The following is a 19,268-nucleotide window of genomic DNA, read 5'->3' on the forward strand; positions in this document are numbered from 1 at the left end:
GCCATCTCCTCAGATTTTTGCTAGATCTAATGAAATCTTCTTATATTTGTCTTCTTTTGCTGGTAAATACAAAACAACCGTACGACCAATTGTCTGTGCAACCGTAATATCTGAATGTGCTTCAATAAAATCAGCAACTTCTTTTGCTGTTTCGTCAGCACTTTGCTGCAAACTAATTTTGACTAGCTCTCTTTTAGCCAGTGCCAGAACAATTTCATCAACCCAATTCTGAGTCAATCCATTTTTCCCAACTGAAAAAATTGGCGATAACGTGTTTGCTTGTGAACGTAAATAACGTTTTTGTTTTCCTGTTAATTGCATTAAATCATTGCCTTTCGAATGAGGACGCTGACGCCCTTTGGTGCCCAACCAGCTACTTTTATACCAGCCGGTACGCTAATCCAACCTAAACCTGAAAAGACAATGTCACTGTCTTCAGTAATGCTGAATTCGTGTTTGATTAGATTTTGTAGCTGACTTGGTGCTGGTACTAGCAGCCCACCTGCATGCTGTTCATAAAAATCATCCGCACCGATAAGCTTCGTACGGTGCAAGTTCAAGTTATTTTCAAAATAAGCCGTTATGGCACTACGCGCACCACTGATAAAATCAAAACGTGCCAGACCGCCAATGAAAATTGTTTGTTCTGGATTTAATTGATACGTCCGTGGCTTAATTTCATTTTTTGGTAGTGCAAACTTTAAGTCCTTATCGGTTAGCACATGAGCCATCTGATCGCGCTTAATAATTCCTGGTGTGTCAATTAGTTGCTGACCATCTTCCAATGGAATTTCAATGCGATCAAGTGTGGTCCCTGGAAATCTCGATGTAGTAATCAAATTTTGAATACCTGTGCGAGACTTGATAATTTGATTGATTAATGTTGATTTACCAACGTTGGTAACCCCAACGACGAAGACATCACGTCCGTCACGGAAATTATCGATGGTATCCAATAAGTCGTCTAAATTTTTGGGACGGGTTGCAGACGTCAAGAAGACGTCGACGGGTTGAATACCTTGTGCCTTCAATTCAGTGCGCAGCCAATTTTTCAAACGATTCTTATTTAATAGCTTAGGTAATAAATCAACCTTGTTAGCTACTACTAAAATTGGATTATCTTTTCCAACAAAGCGAGGTAATCCAGAAATTGCAGAACCAGTTACATCAAACACATCAATAACATAAACAATCAATGCCTTGGTATCTGAAATTTGATGAAGCAAGTTGGCAAAATCATCATCAGTAAGTTCTACTGGCTGAATTTCGTTATAGTGACGTAAACGAAAACAACGTTGACAAAATAATTCTTCACTGCTAATGGATTTTTTGAGGGCGCTCATTGGCAAGTAACCTATTTTGTCTTTATCTTCGACTTGCATCAAAGCGCCACAGCCAATGCAGCGCAATCCTTCATTTAATTGTTCTTGAACATATTCATCAGTAATTTCAGTTGTCACGTAACGTTTTCTCCCATTTTAAGTGTGGATGTGCTTGAAACACAATTTTTTTGACATATTTCTCAATCCGACGATTTAACCATGTTTGCCACATGTCTGACTCAATTAAGCGTTGTACAAGTACACTACGTACGCCAGCACTATGCGCTGCCCAGACATCAGTCAACAGTTGGTCTCCCACCATAATGACTTCTTGTCGCTTTAAATGATGCGTGCGCAATACATGCAAGATACCTCGCGGCAATGGTTTTAACGACCATGAAACAAATTTGACATCAAGTGGTTTAACTGCTTTTTCGACGCGTTTCGTAGTATTATTAGAAACCACAATTAATTCAATACCACCATCCCGTAAATCTTGTAACCACTGCTTTAATTCAGGCGTTCCATCTGGGTTGTTCCACGCTAACAATGTATTATCTAAATCCGCGAGTACGGTTTTAATACCACGCGCTTTCAAATCTTCAACAGTTAAATCGTAAATTCGTTCAACCATATATGTTGGTGTAAAGTGTTCTAAGCGCATTATGTCCCATCGTCCGTTTATTTTATTCTTTTCCCATTATAACAAAAAAACACGTATGTCGTGTTACGTGTTTGACTAATACCAATTATTAACTTGCCAATGAGCAATAGCATTAGCAACAGTTCCATAGCGAGCAGAGATATACTTCTGCATTGCTTCTAACTGGACTGCATAATTACCATGATAATCTTTTCCTGGAACATATTGCGCGTAGTAATTTTCAGACAGCTGACCAATACCATAGTATGCACCGTTTTGAGCATTGACGTTTCCGCCACTTTCATGTTGGATTAACCATTGTATGTCTGATGATGCAACCGGTGTTTCTGTTACGGTTGTATTCTGTGTTGACTGATTACTTTCTGCAACGACCTGTGTTGGTTGCGTCTCATTCACTGTAGCAGCTGTTTTTGACACTTCGGCAGTCGTTGTTGCAGAAGATACACTGGTTACTTGCGCTATATCTGCAGCTTTTTCTTGTGCTTCACTTGGTTGTAAATTCGCTTTAACTTCATTTTTCTCACTAGAAGTTACTACTTTTTTAGGTATTGCTTCAACTTTAGTAAGCTTAACATCCGTAAATGATGAAATGGCAGAACTAACTGCTTTGACATTCACGGTTTGATTCATACTGGCGGCTTCAGCAGGCTGGTTTTCTGTTTCAAGTTGCGTTCCCAAAACAACTAAAGATAAACCAGTTAATAGGGCACTTATTATTATTATTCTCTTCATCATGTAATCCATTGTGCCGCCAAAATATTACGTAAATATTACAAATGGTGATAAAAACGTGGTCTAAAAATACTTAATATACAAAACTTTGATAAGCGTTTAACTAAATGTGTAATATTTAGTAATGTGGTAACCAATTAGTTACCACAATCAGTGCAATCATTATTAAATACATTGACCAACCCCATACAATGTGACCCAAAAATTCAGAGAAATGTTCTGAAAACGGTTGTTTTAAAGCGGATGGAATGGTTTTCGTAGCTGGTAAAATAATAATATGGAAAATGATCCAAATCACAACACCATACACGCTACCTTGTCCAAACGTAACAATAGGGAAATATTGATCAAGCAAAACTAACAATACACCGAAGGCAATCGAAAAAGAAAAGTGCATGATTAGCGCTACATAGTGCACTTTTTGATCAGTAGCATAATAAAAATAGGCGTGCGTCCATTTTCGTGGTATACCCATTTGTTGCAGCAACCGCTGTGGCGGATTAGTTTCATCACGTTCTTGTGTTCTTGGTGGTAAAATCGCTTCCCAGCCGATTTTAACCATTCCAGAAATAACCCCTGCAATCGTTCCAATTACAACGACAGCTAACAAAAATTTCAACATAAATTTCTCCCTTACCAACTAAAATATTTCACTTTTTATACTACACGTTATTTTTATATTACAAAAGAGCAACGCTCATAAGAAGGTCGCTCTTTTGTTCAAACTATTAAGCATTAACCACTGTAAAACGCTTTTTTTCCGAACTTGGTTTAATAATTTCTGACACAATTGCTTTGGCCATCGTACCACTGTTTGTAACGGATTCGTTATCTTCACCAAAAAGCAGATAGTCTGTTCCTAACTTATATTGGGTTGCTTCGCCTGCTTGGAAAGTAATACCAGGTGATACACCAGTCCAATTGACATTATCAATATTTCGTAAAAAGTCTAGTTCCTTTTTCTGATTATCTGGTATTGATACCCAAGAAGCAGCATCTGGCAATTTTTTTAAATCCTCTAATAGTAAATGATTGTCTTCCCCAGTCATCAAGCTGCCTGCACCTAAAATAAAGATTAAACGTGGAACAGTTGTTTCTCGGAACAGTCCAATAAGATAGGCTGCTAAATCAATATGTCGATATGCCAGCGCAGGAGCTGTAGCAAATGCATTAATAATTACATCAAACTGCAACAATTCTTCTTTAGTCAATGCAAACGCATCTTTTTCCAAGACTTTTGCGTCCTGACCAAGTGTTTTATGCGCTTTGACAGTAGATCTTACAATCGCGGTAACATCAAATCCCTGATCGAAAGCTTCTTGATATACTGCAGAGCCAGCCATACCTGTTGCGCCAATAACACCAATTTTAATTGCCATGTTTGCCTTCTTTCTTAATACTAATTACTTAAAGATCTTAAAGCGTGCATCATCCGTCATGTATTCTTTAGTACCCGCTGGTGCTTCAATTGATCCAAATGGCATCTGACCACGTAAGTTCCATGATTCAGGTATATCAAATGCTGTATGTACGTCGTCATCTATCAAAGGATTATAGTGTTGCAGGCTGGCACCAATGTCATTTGCTGCCAAGGCTTGCCAAACATTAATCTGGGCCATACCATTTGCTTGATCAGCCCAAATTGGAAAGTTTTCCGCATATAAAGAAAGCTGTTCTTGATATTGCTGAACAATATCATCATCCGTGAAGAACAGGATTGTTCCAACGCCCGCCTTGAAACTATCAACTTTTTGACGAGTTGCTTTGTAACTTTCTTCATCAGGAACTTCTGACTTTAATCTTTCGGCAACTATTTCCCATAATTTATCAGATGATTCACCAAATAAAATCGCAGCTCTGACCGTTTGGTTGTTAAAAGAGCTTGGTGATTCTTTAATTGCTGACTGAATTAATTGGGCAATGTCCTCATTGTTATCAGCTACATTCTTGCCTAATGCATAAATCGATCGCCTTTTCTTAATTGTTTCAATATAATCTTGATTAACCATGTGTGACACCTCTTTCATTTTGTAGTATACTTTTAATTATAGACTGTAACAATATTTGTTACAGGTAAATCATACTACGGATAATGAAAATTTGTCAAGAAAAAAGTATCGAAAAGATACTAGAAAGTGAACATAACCATGAAATACTCTACTAAGTTAAGCGATGCTATACATATTCTAACTTATATCGTCATTAATCAAGGCACTGACCTGTCAAGCACACAAATTGCTAAGAGTGTTAACTCTAACCCCGTGGTTATTCGACGGATTATGTCACAGCTCAAAAATGATGGTTGTTTATTATCTAGTAATGGACGTGCAGATCCAAAATTAGCTCGTCCAGCCGACACAATTAGTTTATTAGATATTTATCGCGCTGTGGAGGAAGACACCTCATTTCTCAAAATTGACACCAAAACAAATCAAAATTGTAATGTTGGTAGTCACATTCAGACAACTTTGGATAAATACTATAACCAAGTACAGGAAGCTGCCGAAAAAGAAATGAATAAAATTAAATTAGCCGATATCATCAAGGAAATTCAAATAGACAATTAAATCAAAAAGCCAAAGGTTAAAAGGACCTTTGGCTTTTCACTATATATACAGAAAGCTTATGCTGACACAGCATTTCCATTATTATCAAATTGGTAAACCTTACCCTGAGCACTTATTAAAGCACTATCTTTTGTTTGTACACCAGTGACTTCATCAAAATGTTGTAAGCTGTCGTCAACTGCTTTAAAACCTTTGATAAGTTGATAATTAGCATCTGTTAAATACCAATTACCTTGATACTCGAAATAATCATTTTTTACAGCGACACCTTGTGTTGCATTGAAATAATAACTCAAGTTAGTATCTGGATCCACAATGATAGCATCTTTCACTTGCTCACCGTTTTGATCGAAGTATCTTAGTACACCATCTTGCAATACAAACCCTGTTTTCGCACGACCACTATCATCTAACAACATATATTTACCATCTGCTAATTGATAATACTGATTTGTGATCAAATTTCCTGTGTTATCAAAAGCATAGGTAATACCATTAATCTTCTGAACACCAGTTACTAGGCGACCATCAGTGGCACTCGTATAGAAAGTATCACCGTCTGCATCAATGAATTCACCTTTACTTTGATGACCATCATTATAGAAATATTGTTTTTTACCATTAATTGTTTGGAAACCAGTGACAGCATGGCCATTACCATCAAAATAGAACCATTGATTCTTACTGTTTTGCACATAACGTAGGATAGCTAAGTTACCACTACCTGGTTCAAAGTAATACTTATAACCATCAGTGCCAATCACAAACTTATCCTTAACCTGCACACCATTTTGATCAAAATACTGTTGATGTCCATCAATCGTTGCAAGCCCTGATTTAAGCATTACACCAGCATCATCAAAGTAATACGCATTTCCATTTTGATCAGTTATATATTGGTCAAAAACTTGATGACCTTTCTTATCGAAATAAACAATTGTACCATCTTCGTTTTGTAAGAAGCTCTTGACCAGTTCGATACCATTAGGTAAGAAGAAGTAGGTATGGTTATTAATCTTTTGCAAACCTGTTACTAAATGACCTGTTTTATCAAAATAGTAATAGTTATTATCATCATCTTGAATAAATGCATTTTGGGCACGATAACCACTTAATGTATAATAGATGATTCCTTTATCATCGTGTGTAAAGCCAGTTTCTGACAGATCATTAGTTAACTGTTTTGGTAAGTAGTCACCATCCTCAGTGTTCGAAACGACCTTAAAGTACTTATTAGAACCCATATCTTTCAATACGTATCCAGCACCTTTACCTTGGATGTTAGAGCCATTGAAGTACTTAGCCGCCCACTCAGTAATCTTTACACTGCCATCAATTGGAACGCCAGTTGAGATTTGATTCACTTTAAATAGGGATGGATAGAGTGCCTGTAACTCTTCTAAGAAGGCACCACCATACATCTCTTGATATTGACCACCCCCACGACTTTGTACAACATATAAGGCATTGTCAATATCAGAATCTGTATCGTCATCTCCAAATGAATTTGTTCTTGTGACAGTAGCTAATTCTTGCTCTGGCAAATTATAAATTTGGTCCGGCACCCAATCGGCAATGGCTTGAATACCGCTAGCATGTAAGGCTTTAATAGCATCGCGCAACTGATCAGCAGTTCCATATTTTGTCGGTGTGCCATAACCTAAGTCATAACGATCCGTGAATGCATACCCGTTTTGAATAATTGAATCCAAGAAACTTGTATCTGTACTTGAACGATATTGTGGTGCCAATTGGAAGCTTGTCACACCCCATTGCTTAAATTGGTCCGCATTCTGAGCGATGACTACGTTTGTATATTCACTGCTGTCTGTAGCAAATGCTTGGAAGTTTGAGAAACCTTCGTAGATGACTTGAGAATCAAGAGCAGCGTTTGAATGGAACACTTTATCACTCGTGTTTGTTGTTGTATCAGAGGCCGTTCGTGCATCTTGATCTTGTTGCGCACCTACCGGAACCCAAACTGCCAAGTAACCAGAAACTTGTGGATTTTGTACACCATAAATTGATTCATTCGTAAAAATCAAATCGCCGTTAGCATCTGTGTACGCCACAGGTGCATTTTCATCAGTATCATAATAAGCTAATCCATCTGCAGTTGTTGATAACAAAGCACGATAAGCTTGGTTCTTATGAGCTGCCCCCATGTGCAATGTGACTGTATGCCCATCCTCTAATTGTAGCTCCGCGTTGTTGCTGACGATGACCCCAACACCTTCAGTACGCGTCTCAGATGTTCCAGTGTCAGAAGCCGTCATGGCATCTTTACCATAGCGAACACTTGTTAACACGTCATTACTATCAACGGACATCGATTGGCCACCAGCAACATATTGGACTCTAGCCTTCAGCAAAGTGTTAATCGCATCATAGTATGGTGACTTTGTTGCCATATATTGACCATCATCTGTATATAAATCGCCATAATAGACACGAGGAACAGTATCCTTGTTGGTTAGCAACATCGCATAAGCACTAGCCATATTATATTGTGTGTACTTTTTGTCTGCTAATTTTTCATCTTCATTGTATACTTTGAAAGCAGCTGCCAATTGTTCTGTTGTTGGTGCCAAACTATTTTCAACATCAGGATACAAATCAGAAACAATTTGGGCAATAACCGTTTGCACTTCACTGTCGTGTGCACGTACAAAGCTGTAATTAGGAATTGCTTCGTTTTCTGTACTATCATTAGATCGATCAACCATATAATAATCCACGAAGCGCTGCATTGTACCTCGTATGTCAGATGATTTTGTTAGAGACCAGATTAATTGTGTGTGCACATAATCATCCATGGTTAATTGATTGCTTCCTTGATCTGTTACATACAAAGGATCATTGTGACTCCAATCTTCCAAAATTGAAAGATGCTGATTAGCAGTAGCATCATTTTGATCAACACCGTAAGCTAGTTTGAAATAATCGGCAGCAATTTGTAACAAATCAGCATCCACATTGTCGACTGCATCTACACGAATACCATCAAAATTAGCATCCGCGTCGTTGGCCGTAATCGTACCAAAATTCATTAAATAATATAACCAATTTAATTGTTCAGCTTGTACTACAGGGTTTGAATTATCAACGTCATTAGCTAACAATAATTCAAAACCACCTTTTGAATTATCTAAATTATACGCTTGTTCACCAGTCTGATTTGTTGGTGTCCGATTAAGTAGTCTAAAGTTTGAATTAGCGTCAGGTGTCAGTGGACTGTTGACATAAGTTAATGCGCCATTTTGTAAATGGTCATTGCTCATATCTTCACTAGTCTCATTCCACTGTGGTTGCGTGACAATGAAAGCCGCCATCGCATCCTTTAACCACTCTGTACTTTGTTGCGCACTAATTTTCATTTCAATTGATTTTTGAACATAGTTACTTGCTTCATTTAATAAGCTTTGGCTATCCCCAGTTTCAAAACTGTCCGCATTACTGATAAACCCTAAATCAGCCATGTAATTTAAATAATTGACCTGGGTGTTCTTATCTGGCCACCACACTGACAATATTGGTCTGAAATCTGTATCTGTAGAAGGTTCCCAGTCTGTTCCGTTACGTAAAATATCTGTTGGACGATACCATGAACTAGCTGTTAAATAGCCGTCAATATTTTCAAAGTCCTCAGCATCCGTACCGTGGGCTGCATTATGTTCGCTATAATCCGTGTTTTGTGTCGTCAAACCTTCTTTTATTTCAGAAGTTGTGTTAGAAACTTCTTGCCCTGTTTCCTGATCAAATGTCATTATTTGACCATCAATCACACCAGAGAAGCCTTTTTTTAGTTGCCCAAGATTATCAAAATAATAATTTTTGCCCTCGATATTCTTAATACCGGTAGCAGCGTGTCCTTTATCATCAAAGTAGTATGTTGTACCATTTTCAGATTGGTAATATTGATTAAAAATTTGTTGCCCTTCATCGTTAAAAGCAACTATGTTCCCATCAATGCTTTGCAGACCAGTTAACTCATCACCTGAGTCCTTATCAAAATAATATGTTTGATTATCAATTGTGACATACTGTCCTTTGACTTGTTTACCACTCTCGTCAAAATATTGAATATTGTTGTCTATCGTTGATAAACCTTTAGCATTTTTGCCATCATCAAAATAATAATACCAACTACCGTCTTTTTCAACGTACTTGCCGCTAACTTGTTGTGTTTCGTCAGTTGTCGTTTCAGCAGGATCAGTGTCAGTTGAAGCAACTGCTGATTCCTCATCTTTGCTAGTAACATTGGTTTGAGCGACTTCATCTTGTTTGTTATCGACTTTTTCATTATCAAGTGCATGATCATCTGACTGTTTTTCTGTCACATTATTATCAGCAGACTGCGTTGTGTCGCTTGCAGCTGTTGTTACATTATCATTAGTAACTGCAGACTGTACTTTATCATTTTCTTCGGTAACCGTAGTGTTCTGCTGCGTATCCGTTGTATTATCTGAAGCAGATTGAACGTTATTCGCACTCACATCAGGTACACTACTGTCTCCCAAAACACTTGGTGTTGCTAAAGCAAATGAGGCGGTTAATGCAAAAGCACAAACCCCACCAACTACCCAACTTTTCCCAACTTTATAAAGCTTTTTCCGCATTACTTTTTCTGTAAATGGCATAAATTTTCTCCTTATAATATTCTCTTCTATTACATTGAAAAATTATAACTTAATTTATTTGTAAAAACAGTAAAAATTTCAATACACAATCGACATATTTTTAAAAAACATTGTAAAAACAGTCAATCAGAGAATTATATTAATATTATAAACATTAATTTTTTTATAAAAAAATATTGTTAACTTATCTAGTGATAAGTTAACAATGTTAATTATTATTAATTAGTCATTAATTTTATTGATTATAAAATAATAAAAAAATAAAATAAAATCACATAATATATAAAAGAGGTATTTAACAAGACTAGTATGTCTCGTAATAAATATACGAAATAATAAAATTAGTATTTTTATAAATAAATCGTGTTGGTAATAATAAATATAAAGTAATTAAAAATAAATATCATTGTTATTTATTACATCATATTCTAATCTTTTTGTATACTTTAGAAATTATAAGCAACATCGCTAGTAAAACGGCTTCCAATGCCGATGCAAAATATCGGTGTCCATTTGTTTTAGGGAGCTGTAACCCATTATTTTTGGATTGATTTATTTTCTGTTTTTCAATATCTTTTTGAGAAACTACATCATTGGCGTTATCTTTTGATTCTAAATTATCCGTATGCAATGTCTTTCCTTCATTCTGGTTTTGCTCACTTTTGTGGTAACTACTTGTCTCCCCAATGATAGCAGCTAAATCATTTTTCTTTAATTGATCGGCTGAAAAAGTGCTTTGATCAGAATTGTGATCGGCTTGATAATAACTCTCTAACCCTTGATTAGGTACGTTATCTGCATCGTTAGCTGAAACTTGCTTTTCTTGAACTTGATTGTTGTTTTCAGTAGGTGAGCACTCTTCTTTGACTATCATTTCCTCTATGGCATCACCGCTTGTTTTGGATGTACTTAAGGTATTACTTTTAAAGTTCTCCGTATTGTCTCGCCCTTTTTTAGTATCAATGCTGTCTGCAACATCTTTGTCCTCAATACTATTTGAGGCCTCTTGATTATTTAAACTGTTCTTGCCATCGACACCATTCTGACCATCAATGCCGTTTACGCCATCTTTGCCATTGACACCATTCTGACCGTCTATACCGTTTACGCCATCTTTACCATCGATACCGTTCACGCCATCTTTACCATCGATACCGTTCACGCCATCTTTACCATCGATACCGTTTTGACCATCAAGACCGTTTATGCCGTCTTTTCCATCGACACCGTTTTGACCATCAAGACCGTTTACACCACTTTTGCCATCGACACCGTTCTGACCGTCTATACCGTTTACACCATCTTTGCCATCGACACCATTTTGACCATTGATGCCGTTTACGCCATTTTTGCCATCGACACCATTCTGACCATCAATGCCGTTTACGCCATCTTTGCCATTGACACCATTCTGACCGTCTATACCGTTTACGCCATTTTTGCCATCAACACCGTTCTGACCATCGATGCCGTTTACGCCATCTTTGCCATCGACACCGTTCTGACCATCTATACCGTTTACGCCATCTTTGCCATCGACACCATTTTGACCATCTTTGCCGTTTACGCCATTTTTGCCATCGACACCGTTCTGACCATCAATACCGTTTACGCCATCTTTGCCGTCAACACCGTTCTGACCGTCTATACCGTTTACGCCATTTTTGCCGTCGACACCGTTCTGACCATCAATGCCGTTTACACCATTTTTGCCATCGACACCATTTTGACCATCTTTGCCGTTTACACCGTTCTGACCGTCTATACCGTTCTGACCATCAATGCCGTTTACACCATTTTTGCCATCGACACCATTTTGACCATCTTTGCCGTTTACACCGTTCTGACCGTCTATACCGTTTACGCCATCTTTGCCATCGACACCATTTTGACCATCAATACCGTTTACGCCATCTTTACCATCGACACCATTTTGACCATCTTTGCCGTTTACGCCATTTTTGCCATCGACACCATTTTGACCATCAATACCGTTTACGCCATCTTTGCCGTCAACACCGTTCTGACCGTCTATACCGTTTACGCCATCTTTGCCATCGACACCATTTTGACCATCTTTGCCGTTTACGCCATTTTTTCCGTCGACACCGTTCTGACCATCTATACCGTTTACGCCGTCTTTTCCATCAACACCGTTCTGACCGTCTATACCGTTTACGCCGTTTTTGCCATCGACACCGTTCTGACCATCGATGCCGTTTACGCCATCTTTTCCGTCTTGGCCGTTCTTGCCATCAACAGAATAAGTATAAATCACCCAAACATTCTGTTTTGGATTAGAAATATTTTTTTGCTCAGTAAATACACCGCCATTACCATCTGCTGTATAAGTATAATGTAGTAATCCATCATTAGAATTGGTAATGCCTGCCACTTCTTGATTAAATGTTTCTGGAATCTCATATGTGGTTACATCTTCGTCTGAATTATTGCCAATGAAATTACCTACTTCATCGTAATAAGATTGACCACTAGTTCCCTTAATAGTTTGCGTCGACTGTAATTCTTTGCCATTTATCCTCTTAAGAACATAGTGGACTGTGACTTCAGATTGATTTTTCACGCTTGATTCTGTCAAAGCTGGGCTAGTTGCTGCACCATAACCCTTCTGATTATTTTCAGGTGTTCTTGTATCATTTGATACTTCATTTTCCTGATGAACTTCGGGATCTGAATCAGTAATTTCTGCTACTAATGGTTGAATATTATTGTTTTTTTCGTACGTTATAGTATTTAAATGATAAGTAACCGTAACTGGATCAATCTTTTCCGGCTTTTTCAAAAATGCTAGTTCATCAGAATTCATATTATGATTCTCATGCCACCAACGCGCATTTTTATTCATCGGAACTGCACCAATATACAATGTTGGTTTATCCGTTGTAAAATCTGTAAAAGATACACCTTCTTCAATAGCATAATGTTGTGGGTTAGTATCCTCATCCCAATTTGGGGATTGGAAATCAGCACTTGTGTTTACATAGGCAAGTCCATCAGGGGCATTGTCTGCAATGCCATCAGCGCTGATATAATCTAAGCCAATTGTTGATTGCTCATTAATAATAGCTGTTTTGGCGTCATTCGTTTGAACATACTCTTTGCGATTACCGTTCCAGTTATCCCACTCTGGACCAGCAAAATTTGTCGAACTTAAGGATCCAGACAAGAAATATACTTTAGGTTCCTCATTTGAACCAGGAACCTTAGAAATCGGTACAACTTCATGACTATCACTATAGGTAAACCAGAAAGTTGTTTGCCAATTTAGATTCGTTGCCCATATGTTATCAACGGCATTACTACTGATAGCTAAATGCGGAATGCCAGACTCCTTATAGTTGTTAGTGTCATTCCAATTGCCATTTTGTAATTGAAAATCATGGAAAATTTCGTGAAAATCGACACTTCGCTTATTGCCATCAGCATCCTCGATACTTCCTGAACGTGACCACGTTTTTTCGATTGTAGCATTCAATACCTGTGGCCCTACATATTCCCATACTTTCGTACTATCGCTGAGATTTGAATGTGAACCAATACCCGTGCAGATTTTGCTGGGTTCTATATTCGACGTTGGACTACTCTCATCCGCCGGTTTTGAAGTATCAAAATCCAATGCTTGTTTAGCAGCTGATGTTGCAATCTGTGTTTTGCCATCCTTATTTTGCTGTTTCCCCTTATGTAAAGCTGATTCGTATTCTTCAGTATGTTGATTAAATTGTTGATTATTTTGCTGTTGCGTCTTTTCAGCATTCTGTAGTTCAGCAATTTGTTGTTCATAGTCACTTGCAATATCGTTTTTAACCTTAGCAATATCCTCCGTATTCTCAGAATCACTCACTATATTACTTCGGGTGGGTTCCTGTTTAACAACAACCCCCACACTTTCAGCCGATTCAACAGCACTGACAATTTCCGTATCATCTACCGCCATAGATGTCTGATTGTCCGATGGATTCTCTGATACGAGAGCGACATCTTTATCATTTTGAACTAAACTGCTTTGCTCTGTAGTCTTTCCATCATCAGCACTGACAACTGTTACAGATGCGTTAAACAACACCACAGCAACCGTTGCAGTTATCCATAATTTCCCTGACTTATATAATTTATATTGATCTTTTCTATTTTCCATATGCTCCCCCGAGTAATTATTGTAAGTGTTCATTATATCATTTTGATAAACGTTAAACAATAATTGTATAACTTTAGCAAACATTTAAATGAAAAAAATATCCTTGATTTCTTTATCAAGTCCTTTAGCAATTTTTTTAGCCGTTGGTGGTGATGGATGCTTCTTATTATTTAAATATTCTGTCATCAATGAATAATTGACCCCTATTCTTTTGGAAAAAATCGCAATACTTTCCCCACGTATTGCGATTTCCTTTCTGACTGAAGTAGCATCTCGAAATTGTAGTGTTAGTGACATTTATCTTCCCCATTCTTTATCATAGTGTCATTATATAGGCGTTGTATCACATTGTCAAACGTTTTATATTCTGTTTTGCAACTTATTGTGTTTATGTTTGTTTTTCATTTGTATATAATAAAAGTAAACAACTAACAGGAGGGCTTGCATATATGGTAACAAAAGAACAGTTCGGCCAAAAAATTAAACATATTAGAGAAAAAAAGCATTATACTGTTCGTCAAGCTGCCCTACAAGGTAATTTTTCATCCGCCTATTTATCTCAGATTGAAAATGGCAATAAAAATATTCCTAAAGTCGAAACACTTTATCGCATTGCTAAAGGACTGAGAATATCAAAAGATGAAATATTACATATTGCCGGAATTACTTCCCATACTGCACCTAAACACCCCAATAGTGTAGATCTTGGCAAACAATTTGCCGATGATGATTTGCTCTTGTCTTTTGAAGGAAAACCTTTATCCCCAGAATATCGCGAAGCAATTTTGTCCATACTCCGCACCTTGCCAGATGTCGATGAAAAAACAAAAGAGGATTAATTTTCAGTGTACATAGATGACAGAATTTCAAACTATCTTGAACAAATCGTGCAAAAAAATGGTTTGACATTAATACACATTGATGGCACAGAACTTGACCCAGATGTGGCCAATGGTCGTAAAAGAGCTATCATCATCAACAATAATTACAAAACAAATTTCAGTCGCTATTTTCGAATTGCGCATGAAATATCTCATTTAATTTATACAAGAAGCAACGATACTTACGCGTTTTCTCCTCTTTCAAAATTATCAGATGAAACGGAAGCTAATTTACATGCTATCCAAATTTTAGTAGATTTTTATTTCTCAGAAATCCCCTTAAAACAAGAACGTTGGGAACGGCGGTTTCACTTTATTGAAGCGTTTGGTCTTGGTCAAATAACGCATCTTGTTGAAAAAATATTAGCATAAAAAAAGTGCCACCAATTAATTGATGACACTTTTTTGTGTTATTAGCTAAATTCGGTTAGCTTTTAATCAGCTCTCCAGAATTTGCGTCATAATATTTTTGGCTACCGTCAGCTTGTGTTACTGCGGCTCCCTTAACTTGATGACCATTGGCATCAAAATACAGTTGTTGTCCATTTATATTTTGTTCCCCAGTTACAGCAACACCATTAGCACCAAAATATGCCCATGATCCGTCTGATATTCGTTCAAAGCGATTCGTCACCATATCACCAGAATCTGCATCGTAGTAGCGCATCTTCCCATCAGTAGCCGTGTATTCACGACCCTTAACTTGGTTACCGTTGCTTTCAAAGAACAAATGTTGACCATTAATGACTTGTGCGCCGGTTACGATGTTACCTTTTTTATTAAAGTACGCCCATGATCCATCTGATAACTTTTCAAAACGATTAGTGATCATTTCACCAGAATTAGCATCATAATAACGCACTTTGCCCTTTTTATCAGTCGCTTCCTTACCTTTAATCTGTTGTCCGTCAGCATCAAAGAACAATTTTTGCCCACTAATTGTCTGTGCACCAGTTACAGCGATACCGTCAGCACCAAAGTATGACCATGTACCATCTGTGTTTTCACCAAAGCGGTTCGTCACCATATCACCAGAATCAGTGTCAAAGTAGCGTAGCTTTCCGTCTGCATCTTTCACGGAAGTCCCTTTGACCTGAATACCGTTCTTATCAAAGTATTGGATATGCTCCTGCCCATCAACAGTCACGGTTGTTAAGCCAGCATTAGCCATAACACCATTTTTGTCAAAGTAACGCCAAGTTTTATTAGCCAACATGTAGTATCCATCAACAGCTTGTTTGCCATATTGATTGAAATAATAAACATTTCCTTTACTATCTTCTAAGATAGCATCTTGTAATTCAATACCATTAGGCAAGAAGTAATAATTATTATCATTGACTGTCTGGAAACCATATGTCATATAACCATTCTTGTCAAAGTAATACCAATTAGATTTGTCATCTTGGATGAATGTATCTTTTGCCTGGTATCCACTTGTAGAATAATATGTCATCCCACCATCAGTTGAAATAAATCCAGTGTTTGATTCTTCATTCGTCAACTGCTTTGGCAAAAATACACTGCTGTTGCTTGAAGTGCTTACCTTGAAGTACTCATTTGTAGCCCAGTCCTTAAGGACATAGTAAGCACCACGACCTTGAATGTTAGTACCGTTAAAGTACTTAGCGGACCATTCTTTTATCTTTTCACTAGCATCCATTGGTACGCCGGTTGAAATTTGATTTTTTTCGAATAGAGAAGGGTACAATTTCTTGATTTCATCAAGGAACTCTCCACCATATAGTGCCTGATATTCTCCGCCACCAACGGTTTGTGAAGCATACAATGTTTTATTAATTACAGAATCTTGATTATAGATTCCTGAGTTGTTGACACGTTGTACCGCAACCACTTCTTTACCTGTCAAATTATAAATCTGGTCTGGTACCCTATCTGCCATTGCCTTGATACCTGTCGCATGCAAAGCTTTAATAGCTGTACGGAGTTGATCTACAGTACCATACTTCGTTGGTGTATTGAATCCAAGATCATAACGATCAGTAAATGCATAACCATTTTGAATAATTGAATCTAAGAAACTACTATCCGTACTTGAACGATATTGTGGTGGAAACTCGAAGTTCGTAATTCCCCAACTCTTGTATAAATCAGTATTGTTTGCAATTTGCACATTAGCATATTCAGCTTCTGTTGTTGGTGTAGATTGGAAGTTAGAGAAACTTTCATAAATAACTTGAGAATCAAGTGCGGCATTTGAATGTAATGTTTGTCCATCAGTAGTTGTTGCTGTACTACTTTCAGTTCGCGCATCTTGAGTATCTGAAGCACCAACGGGTACCCAGACCGCCAAGTATCCAGAAACTTGTGGATTTGCTGTACCAACAATATCTGAACTATTGAAAATAAGTTGCCCATTACTATTTGTATATTTTATTAAGCTTTGTGAGACATCACTATCAGATACATAAGTATCTATGCCATCTTTAGTTGTTAACAAAGCAGGACGATAAGCCTGGTTTTTGTGCGCTATGCCCATATCTACAACTACTTGATCTGTACTGCTCAACTTCAAATCTGGGTTATTACTTTCAATTACCGCAATACCTTGCGTACGTGTTTCATTTGTCCCTGCATCGGTAGCAGTCATGGCACCATTACCATAACGAACTGATGTCAGAATGCCTCTATAACTGTCAGCAGCCATACTACTATCACCTTGCATATATTTCATAGACATTGTTTGCCCGCCAGAAACATACTTGATACGAGACTTCAGCAAAGTATCAATTGCATCGTAATAAAGTGACTTTGTTGCCATGTATTGACCATCATCTGTATACATATCACCATAGTACACACGTGGCACTGTATCTTTGTTCGTTAGTATTGTGGCGTAAGTACTTGGAATGTTATATTGTGTGAATTCTTTATCCGTTTTCAACTGATCAGCATTATAAATTTTAAACGCTTCTGTTAATTGATCCATCGTTGGTGATAAGCCATCAGAATCCGGATCAATTCTTTGTTTAATAATTTCAGCAATAACTGTTTGTACTTCAATATCATGTGCACGAACAAAAGAATAATTTGGTTGTGCGGTATTATCTGTCGAATCATTTGTACGATCAACTAAACTATTTGTCAAAAATGGTTCTAATCCACTTCTTTTATTACCATATTGATCGACTGCTGGCATAGTGAGTGAGTATTTTAATGACAAACGCAATTTATTATCCATTGACAATTGATTGTCGCCATTGTCTTTCACATATTCAGCATCATTGTCACTCCAGTCTTCAAGAATGGAAACATGTTGATTCGAAATTGCATCACTCTTATCGACGCCATATGCTGCCTTGAAATAATCAGCTGCAATTTGCAATAAGTCGGCATCAACGTTATCAACAGCATCTACTCGAATACTATCAAAGTTAGCATCTGCATCGTTATTAGTAATTGCTCCAAAGTTTAACAAGTAATACATCCAATTTAGTTGTTCTGCTTGAACAACTGGGTTTGAATTATCCACATCATTGGCCAAGAGGAAGTCATAACCACCTTGAGTTGGATCTGTCGTATACAAAGGCGTGCCTGTTTGATTTGTTGGTGTACGATTAAGTAATCGATAATCAGAATTGGCATCTGGTGTTTTATCACTATTGACATACAACAATGCACCACCTTGCAAATGATCAGTTCCTTTTGATTCACTAGCAATATTCCAATTTGATTGGCTATCAACAAATTTTGAAATATCATCCTTTAGCCATTGTGTTTGGCCTTCTTGACTAATTTTTTCTTCAATTTTCACTTGAATGTTCTGTGCTGCTTTGTTCAAAGCGTCTTGACTGTCATCTGAAGTATAAACAGTTTCCGTTTCAGTGGCATCTAAATACTTCATCGCATTCAAATAGTTTACTTGTGTTGCCTTATCTGGCCACCAAGTCATTAACAATGGTCGTAAATCGTCATCCTTTGATGATTCCCAGTTTTGACCGTTGACTAATATGTCCTTAGGCCTGTACCAACTGTCGGCTGTTAGGTACCCGTCAACGTTTGTATAACTATCAGAAGATGTACCAACTGAGGCATTATGCTCCGTATAAGTATTATTTTCACTAGTCAATCCTTCTAAAAATTGATAGTCATTTGTATCAGCTAATGCGCCAGTCTCTTTATCAAAATAAAGTACCTTACCATCAATTACGGTAGCAAAGTTCTTTTTTACTTGATCATCATCGTCGTAATAATATGTTTTGCCATCAATCGTTTTCAGATTCTTTGAACTAGCTTCTAATGCTGCAGTAGTATCGGCCGTCTTCGAATTGTTATCAATCGTTTG

Annotated in this window: 14 protein-coding genes; 3 read left to right on the forward strand and 11 right to left on the reverse strand. The window is 37.4% G+C overall.

What is annotated here, in order from left to right; all coding sequences use genetic code 11:
• Nucleotides 1-9 precede the first annotated feature (9 nt).
• The 7 genes from yhbY to RHP56_RS08650 form a co-directional block, all read right to left on the reverse strand.
• Complete coding sequence (gene yhbY / locus RHP56_RS08620) at nucleotides 10-321, reverse strand: ribosome assembly RNA-binding protein YhbY (protein ID WP_002815764.1); 312 nt, start codon at nucleotides 319-321, stop codon at nucleotides 10-12.
• Nucleotides 321-1,460 carry a ribosome biogenesis GTPase YqeH gene (yqeH, locus tag RHP56_RS08625; RefSeq protein WP_011680343.1) on the reverse strand — a complete coding sequence of 380 codons (1,140 nt, stop codon included), beginning with the start codon at nucleotides 1,458-1,460 and terminating at the stop codon, nucleotides 321-323. Before yqeH ends, yhbY begins: the two co-directional genes overlap by 1 nt.
• On the reverse strand, nucleotides 1,450-1,986 hold the full coding sequence (locus RHP56_RS08630; RefSeq protein ID WP_011680344.1) for a YqeG family HAD IIIA-type phosphatase: 537 nt from the start codon (nucleotides 1,984-1,986) through the stop codon (nucleotides 1,450-1,452). Before RHP56_RS08630 ends, yqeH begins: the two co-directional genes overlap by 11 nt.
• A gap of 75 nt (nucleotides 1,987-2,061) precedes the next feature.
• Nucleotides 2,062-2,730 (reverse strand): aggregation-promoting factor C-terminal-like domain-containing protein, encoded by a 669-nt coding sequence (locus RHP56_RS08635; protein ID WP_059442322.1) that lies wholly within the window; start codon nucleotides 2,728-2,730, stop codon nucleotides 2,062-2,064.
• A gap of 106 nt (nucleotides 2,731-2,836) precedes the next feature.
• Complete coding sequence (locus tag RHP56_RS08640; RefSeq protein ID WP_014325087.1) at nucleotides 2,837-3,340, reverse strand: DUF1440 domain-containing protein; 504 nt, start codon at nucleotides 3,338-3,340, stop codon at nucleotides 2,837-2,839.
• A 106-nt stretch (nucleotides 3,341-3,446) separates the two neighbouring features.
• Nucleotides 3,447-4,097, reverse strand: coding sequence for an NAD(P)-dependent oxidoreductase (locus tag RHP56_RS08645; RefSeq protein ID WP_010283757.1), 651 nt, complete (start codon nucleotides 4,095-4,097; stop codon nucleotides 3,447-3,449).
• A 24-nt stretch (nucleotides 4,098-4,121) separates the two neighbouring features.
• The gene (locus RHP56_RS08650) at nucleotides 4,122-4,727 is read right to left on the reverse strand and encodes a nitroreductase family protein (protein ID WP_011680346.1); all 606 of its coding nucleotides are present in this window, start codon (nucleotides 4,725-4,727) and stop codon (nucleotides 4,122-4,124) included.
• A gap of 138 nt (nucleotides 4,728-4,865) precedes the next feature.
• On the opposite strand from RHP56_RS08650, the gene RHP56_RS08655 reads away from it, so the two are divergent.
• Nucleotides 4,866-5,285, forward strand: a complete 420-nt coding sequence (locus RHP56_RS08655; protein ID WP_011680347.1) for an Rrf2 family transcriptional regulator — start codon at nucleotides 4,866-4,868, stop codon at nucleotides 5,283-5,285.
• Between the two features lie 56 nt (nucleotides 5,286-5,341).
• On the opposite strand, the gene RHP56_RS08660 is transcribed toward RHP56_RS08655, so the two are convergent.
• The 3 genes from RHP56_RS08660 to RHP56_RS08670 form a co-directional block, all read right to left on the reverse strand.
• Nucleotides 5,342-9,925, reverse strand: a complete 4,584-nt coding sequence (locus tag RHP56_RS08660; protein WP_258984235.1) for a glycoside hydrolase family 70 protein — start codon at nucleotides 9,923-9,925, stop codon at nucleotides 5,342-5,344.
• A gap of 421 nt (nucleotides 9,926-10,346) precedes the next feature.
• The gene (locus RHP56_RS08665; protein ID WP_462794690.1) at nucleotides 10,347-14,081 is read right to left on the reverse strand and encodes a KxYKxGKxW signal peptide domain-containing protein; all 3,735 of its coding nucleotides are present in this window, start codon (nucleotides 14,079-14,081) and stop codon (nucleotides 10,347-10,349) included.
• A gap of 84 nt (nucleotides 14,082-14,165) precedes the next feature.
• Nucleotides 14,166-14,378: a helix-turn-helix domain-containing protein gene (locus tag RHP56_RS08670; protein ID WP_011680350.1), complete on the reverse strand. Its 213-nt coding sequence runs from the start codon at nucleotides 14,376-14,378 to the stop codon at nucleotides 14,166-14,168.
• A gap of 152 nt (nucleotides 14,379-14,530) precedes the next feature.
• Here RHP56_RS08670 and RHP56_RS08675 point away from each other — a divergent pair, with 152 nt between their 5' ends.
• Both RHP56_RS08675 and RHP56_RS08680 read left to right on the forward strand, forming a co-directional pair.
• Complete coding sequence (locus RHP56_RS08675) at nucleotides 14,531-14,920, forward strand: helix-turn-helix domain-containing protein (RefSeq protein ID WP_050884272.1); 390 nt, start codon at nucleotides 14,531-14,533, stop codon at nucleotides 14,918-14,920.
• 6 nt (nucleotides 14,921-14,926) lie between these two features.
• Entirely contained in the window at nucleotides 14,927-15,334 is a 408-nt protein-coding gene (locus tag RHP56_RS08680) for an ImmA/IrrE family metallo-endopeptidase (protein ID WP_011680352.1), read from the forward strand.
• A gap of 55 nt (nucleotides 15,335-15,389) precedes the next feature.
• On the opposite strand, the gene RHP56_RS08685 is transcribed toward RHP56_RS08680, so the two are convergent.
• Nucleotides 15,390-19,262: a glycoside hydrolase family 70 protein gene (locus tag RHP56_RS08685; RefSeq protein ID WP_462794746.1), complete on the reverse strand. Its 3,873-nt coding sequence runs from the start codon at nucleotides 19,260-19,262 to the stop codon at nucleotides 15,390-15,392.
• Between the last annotated feature and the right edge of the window lie 6 nt (nucleotides 19,263-19,268).

The organism is Leuconostoc sp. C5 (assembly GCF_056530425.1).

Excerpts from the sequence above, each read along its gene's own strand:
- RHP56_RS08655 (WP_011680347.1), top strand. The coding sequence starts at position 4,866 with ATGAAATACTCTACTAAGTTAAGCGATGCTATACATATTCTAACTTAT.
- RHP56_RS08640 (WP_014325087.1), bottom strand. The coding sequence starts at position 3,340 with ATGTTGAAATTTTTGTTAGCTGTCGTTGTAATTGGAACGATTGCAGGG.
- RHP56_RS08660 (WP_258984235.1), bottom strand. The coding sequence starts at position 9,925 with ATGCCATTTACAGAAAAAGTAATGCGGAAAAAGCTTTATAAAGTTGGG.
- RHP56_RS08635 (WP_059442322.1), bottom strand. The coding sequence starts at position 2,730 with ATGGATTACATGATGAAGAGAATAATAATAATAAGTGCCCTATTAACT.
- RHP56_RS08630 (WP_011680344.1), bottom strand. The coding sequence starts at position 1,986 with ATGCGCTTAGAACACTTTACACCAACATATATGGTTGAACGAATTTAC.
- RHP56_RS08645 (WP_010283757.1), bottom strand. The coding sequence starts at position 4,097 with ATGGCAATTAAAATTGGTGTTATTGGCGCAACAGGTATGGCTGGCTCT.
- yhbY (WP_002815764.1), bottom strand. The coding sequence starts at position 321 with ATGCAATTAACAGGAAAACAAAAACGTTATTTACGTTCACAAGCAAAC.
- RHP56_RS08650 (WP_011680346.1), bottom strand. The coding sequence starts at position 4,727 with ATGGTTAATCAAGATTATATTGAAACAATTAAGAAAAGGCGATCGATT.
- RHP56_RS08665 (WP_462794690.1), bottom strand. The coding sequence starts at position 14,081 with ATGGAAAATAGAAAAGATCAATATAAATTATATAAGTCAGGGAAATTA.
- RHP56_RS08670 (WP_011680350.1), bottom strand. The coding sequence starts at position 14,378 with ATGTCACTAACACTACAATTTCGAGATGCTACTTCAGTCAGAAAGGAA.
- RHP56_RS08675 (WP_050884272.1), top strand. The coding sequence starts at position 14,531 with ATGGTAACAAAAGAACAGTTCGGCCAAAAAATTAAACATATTAGAGAA.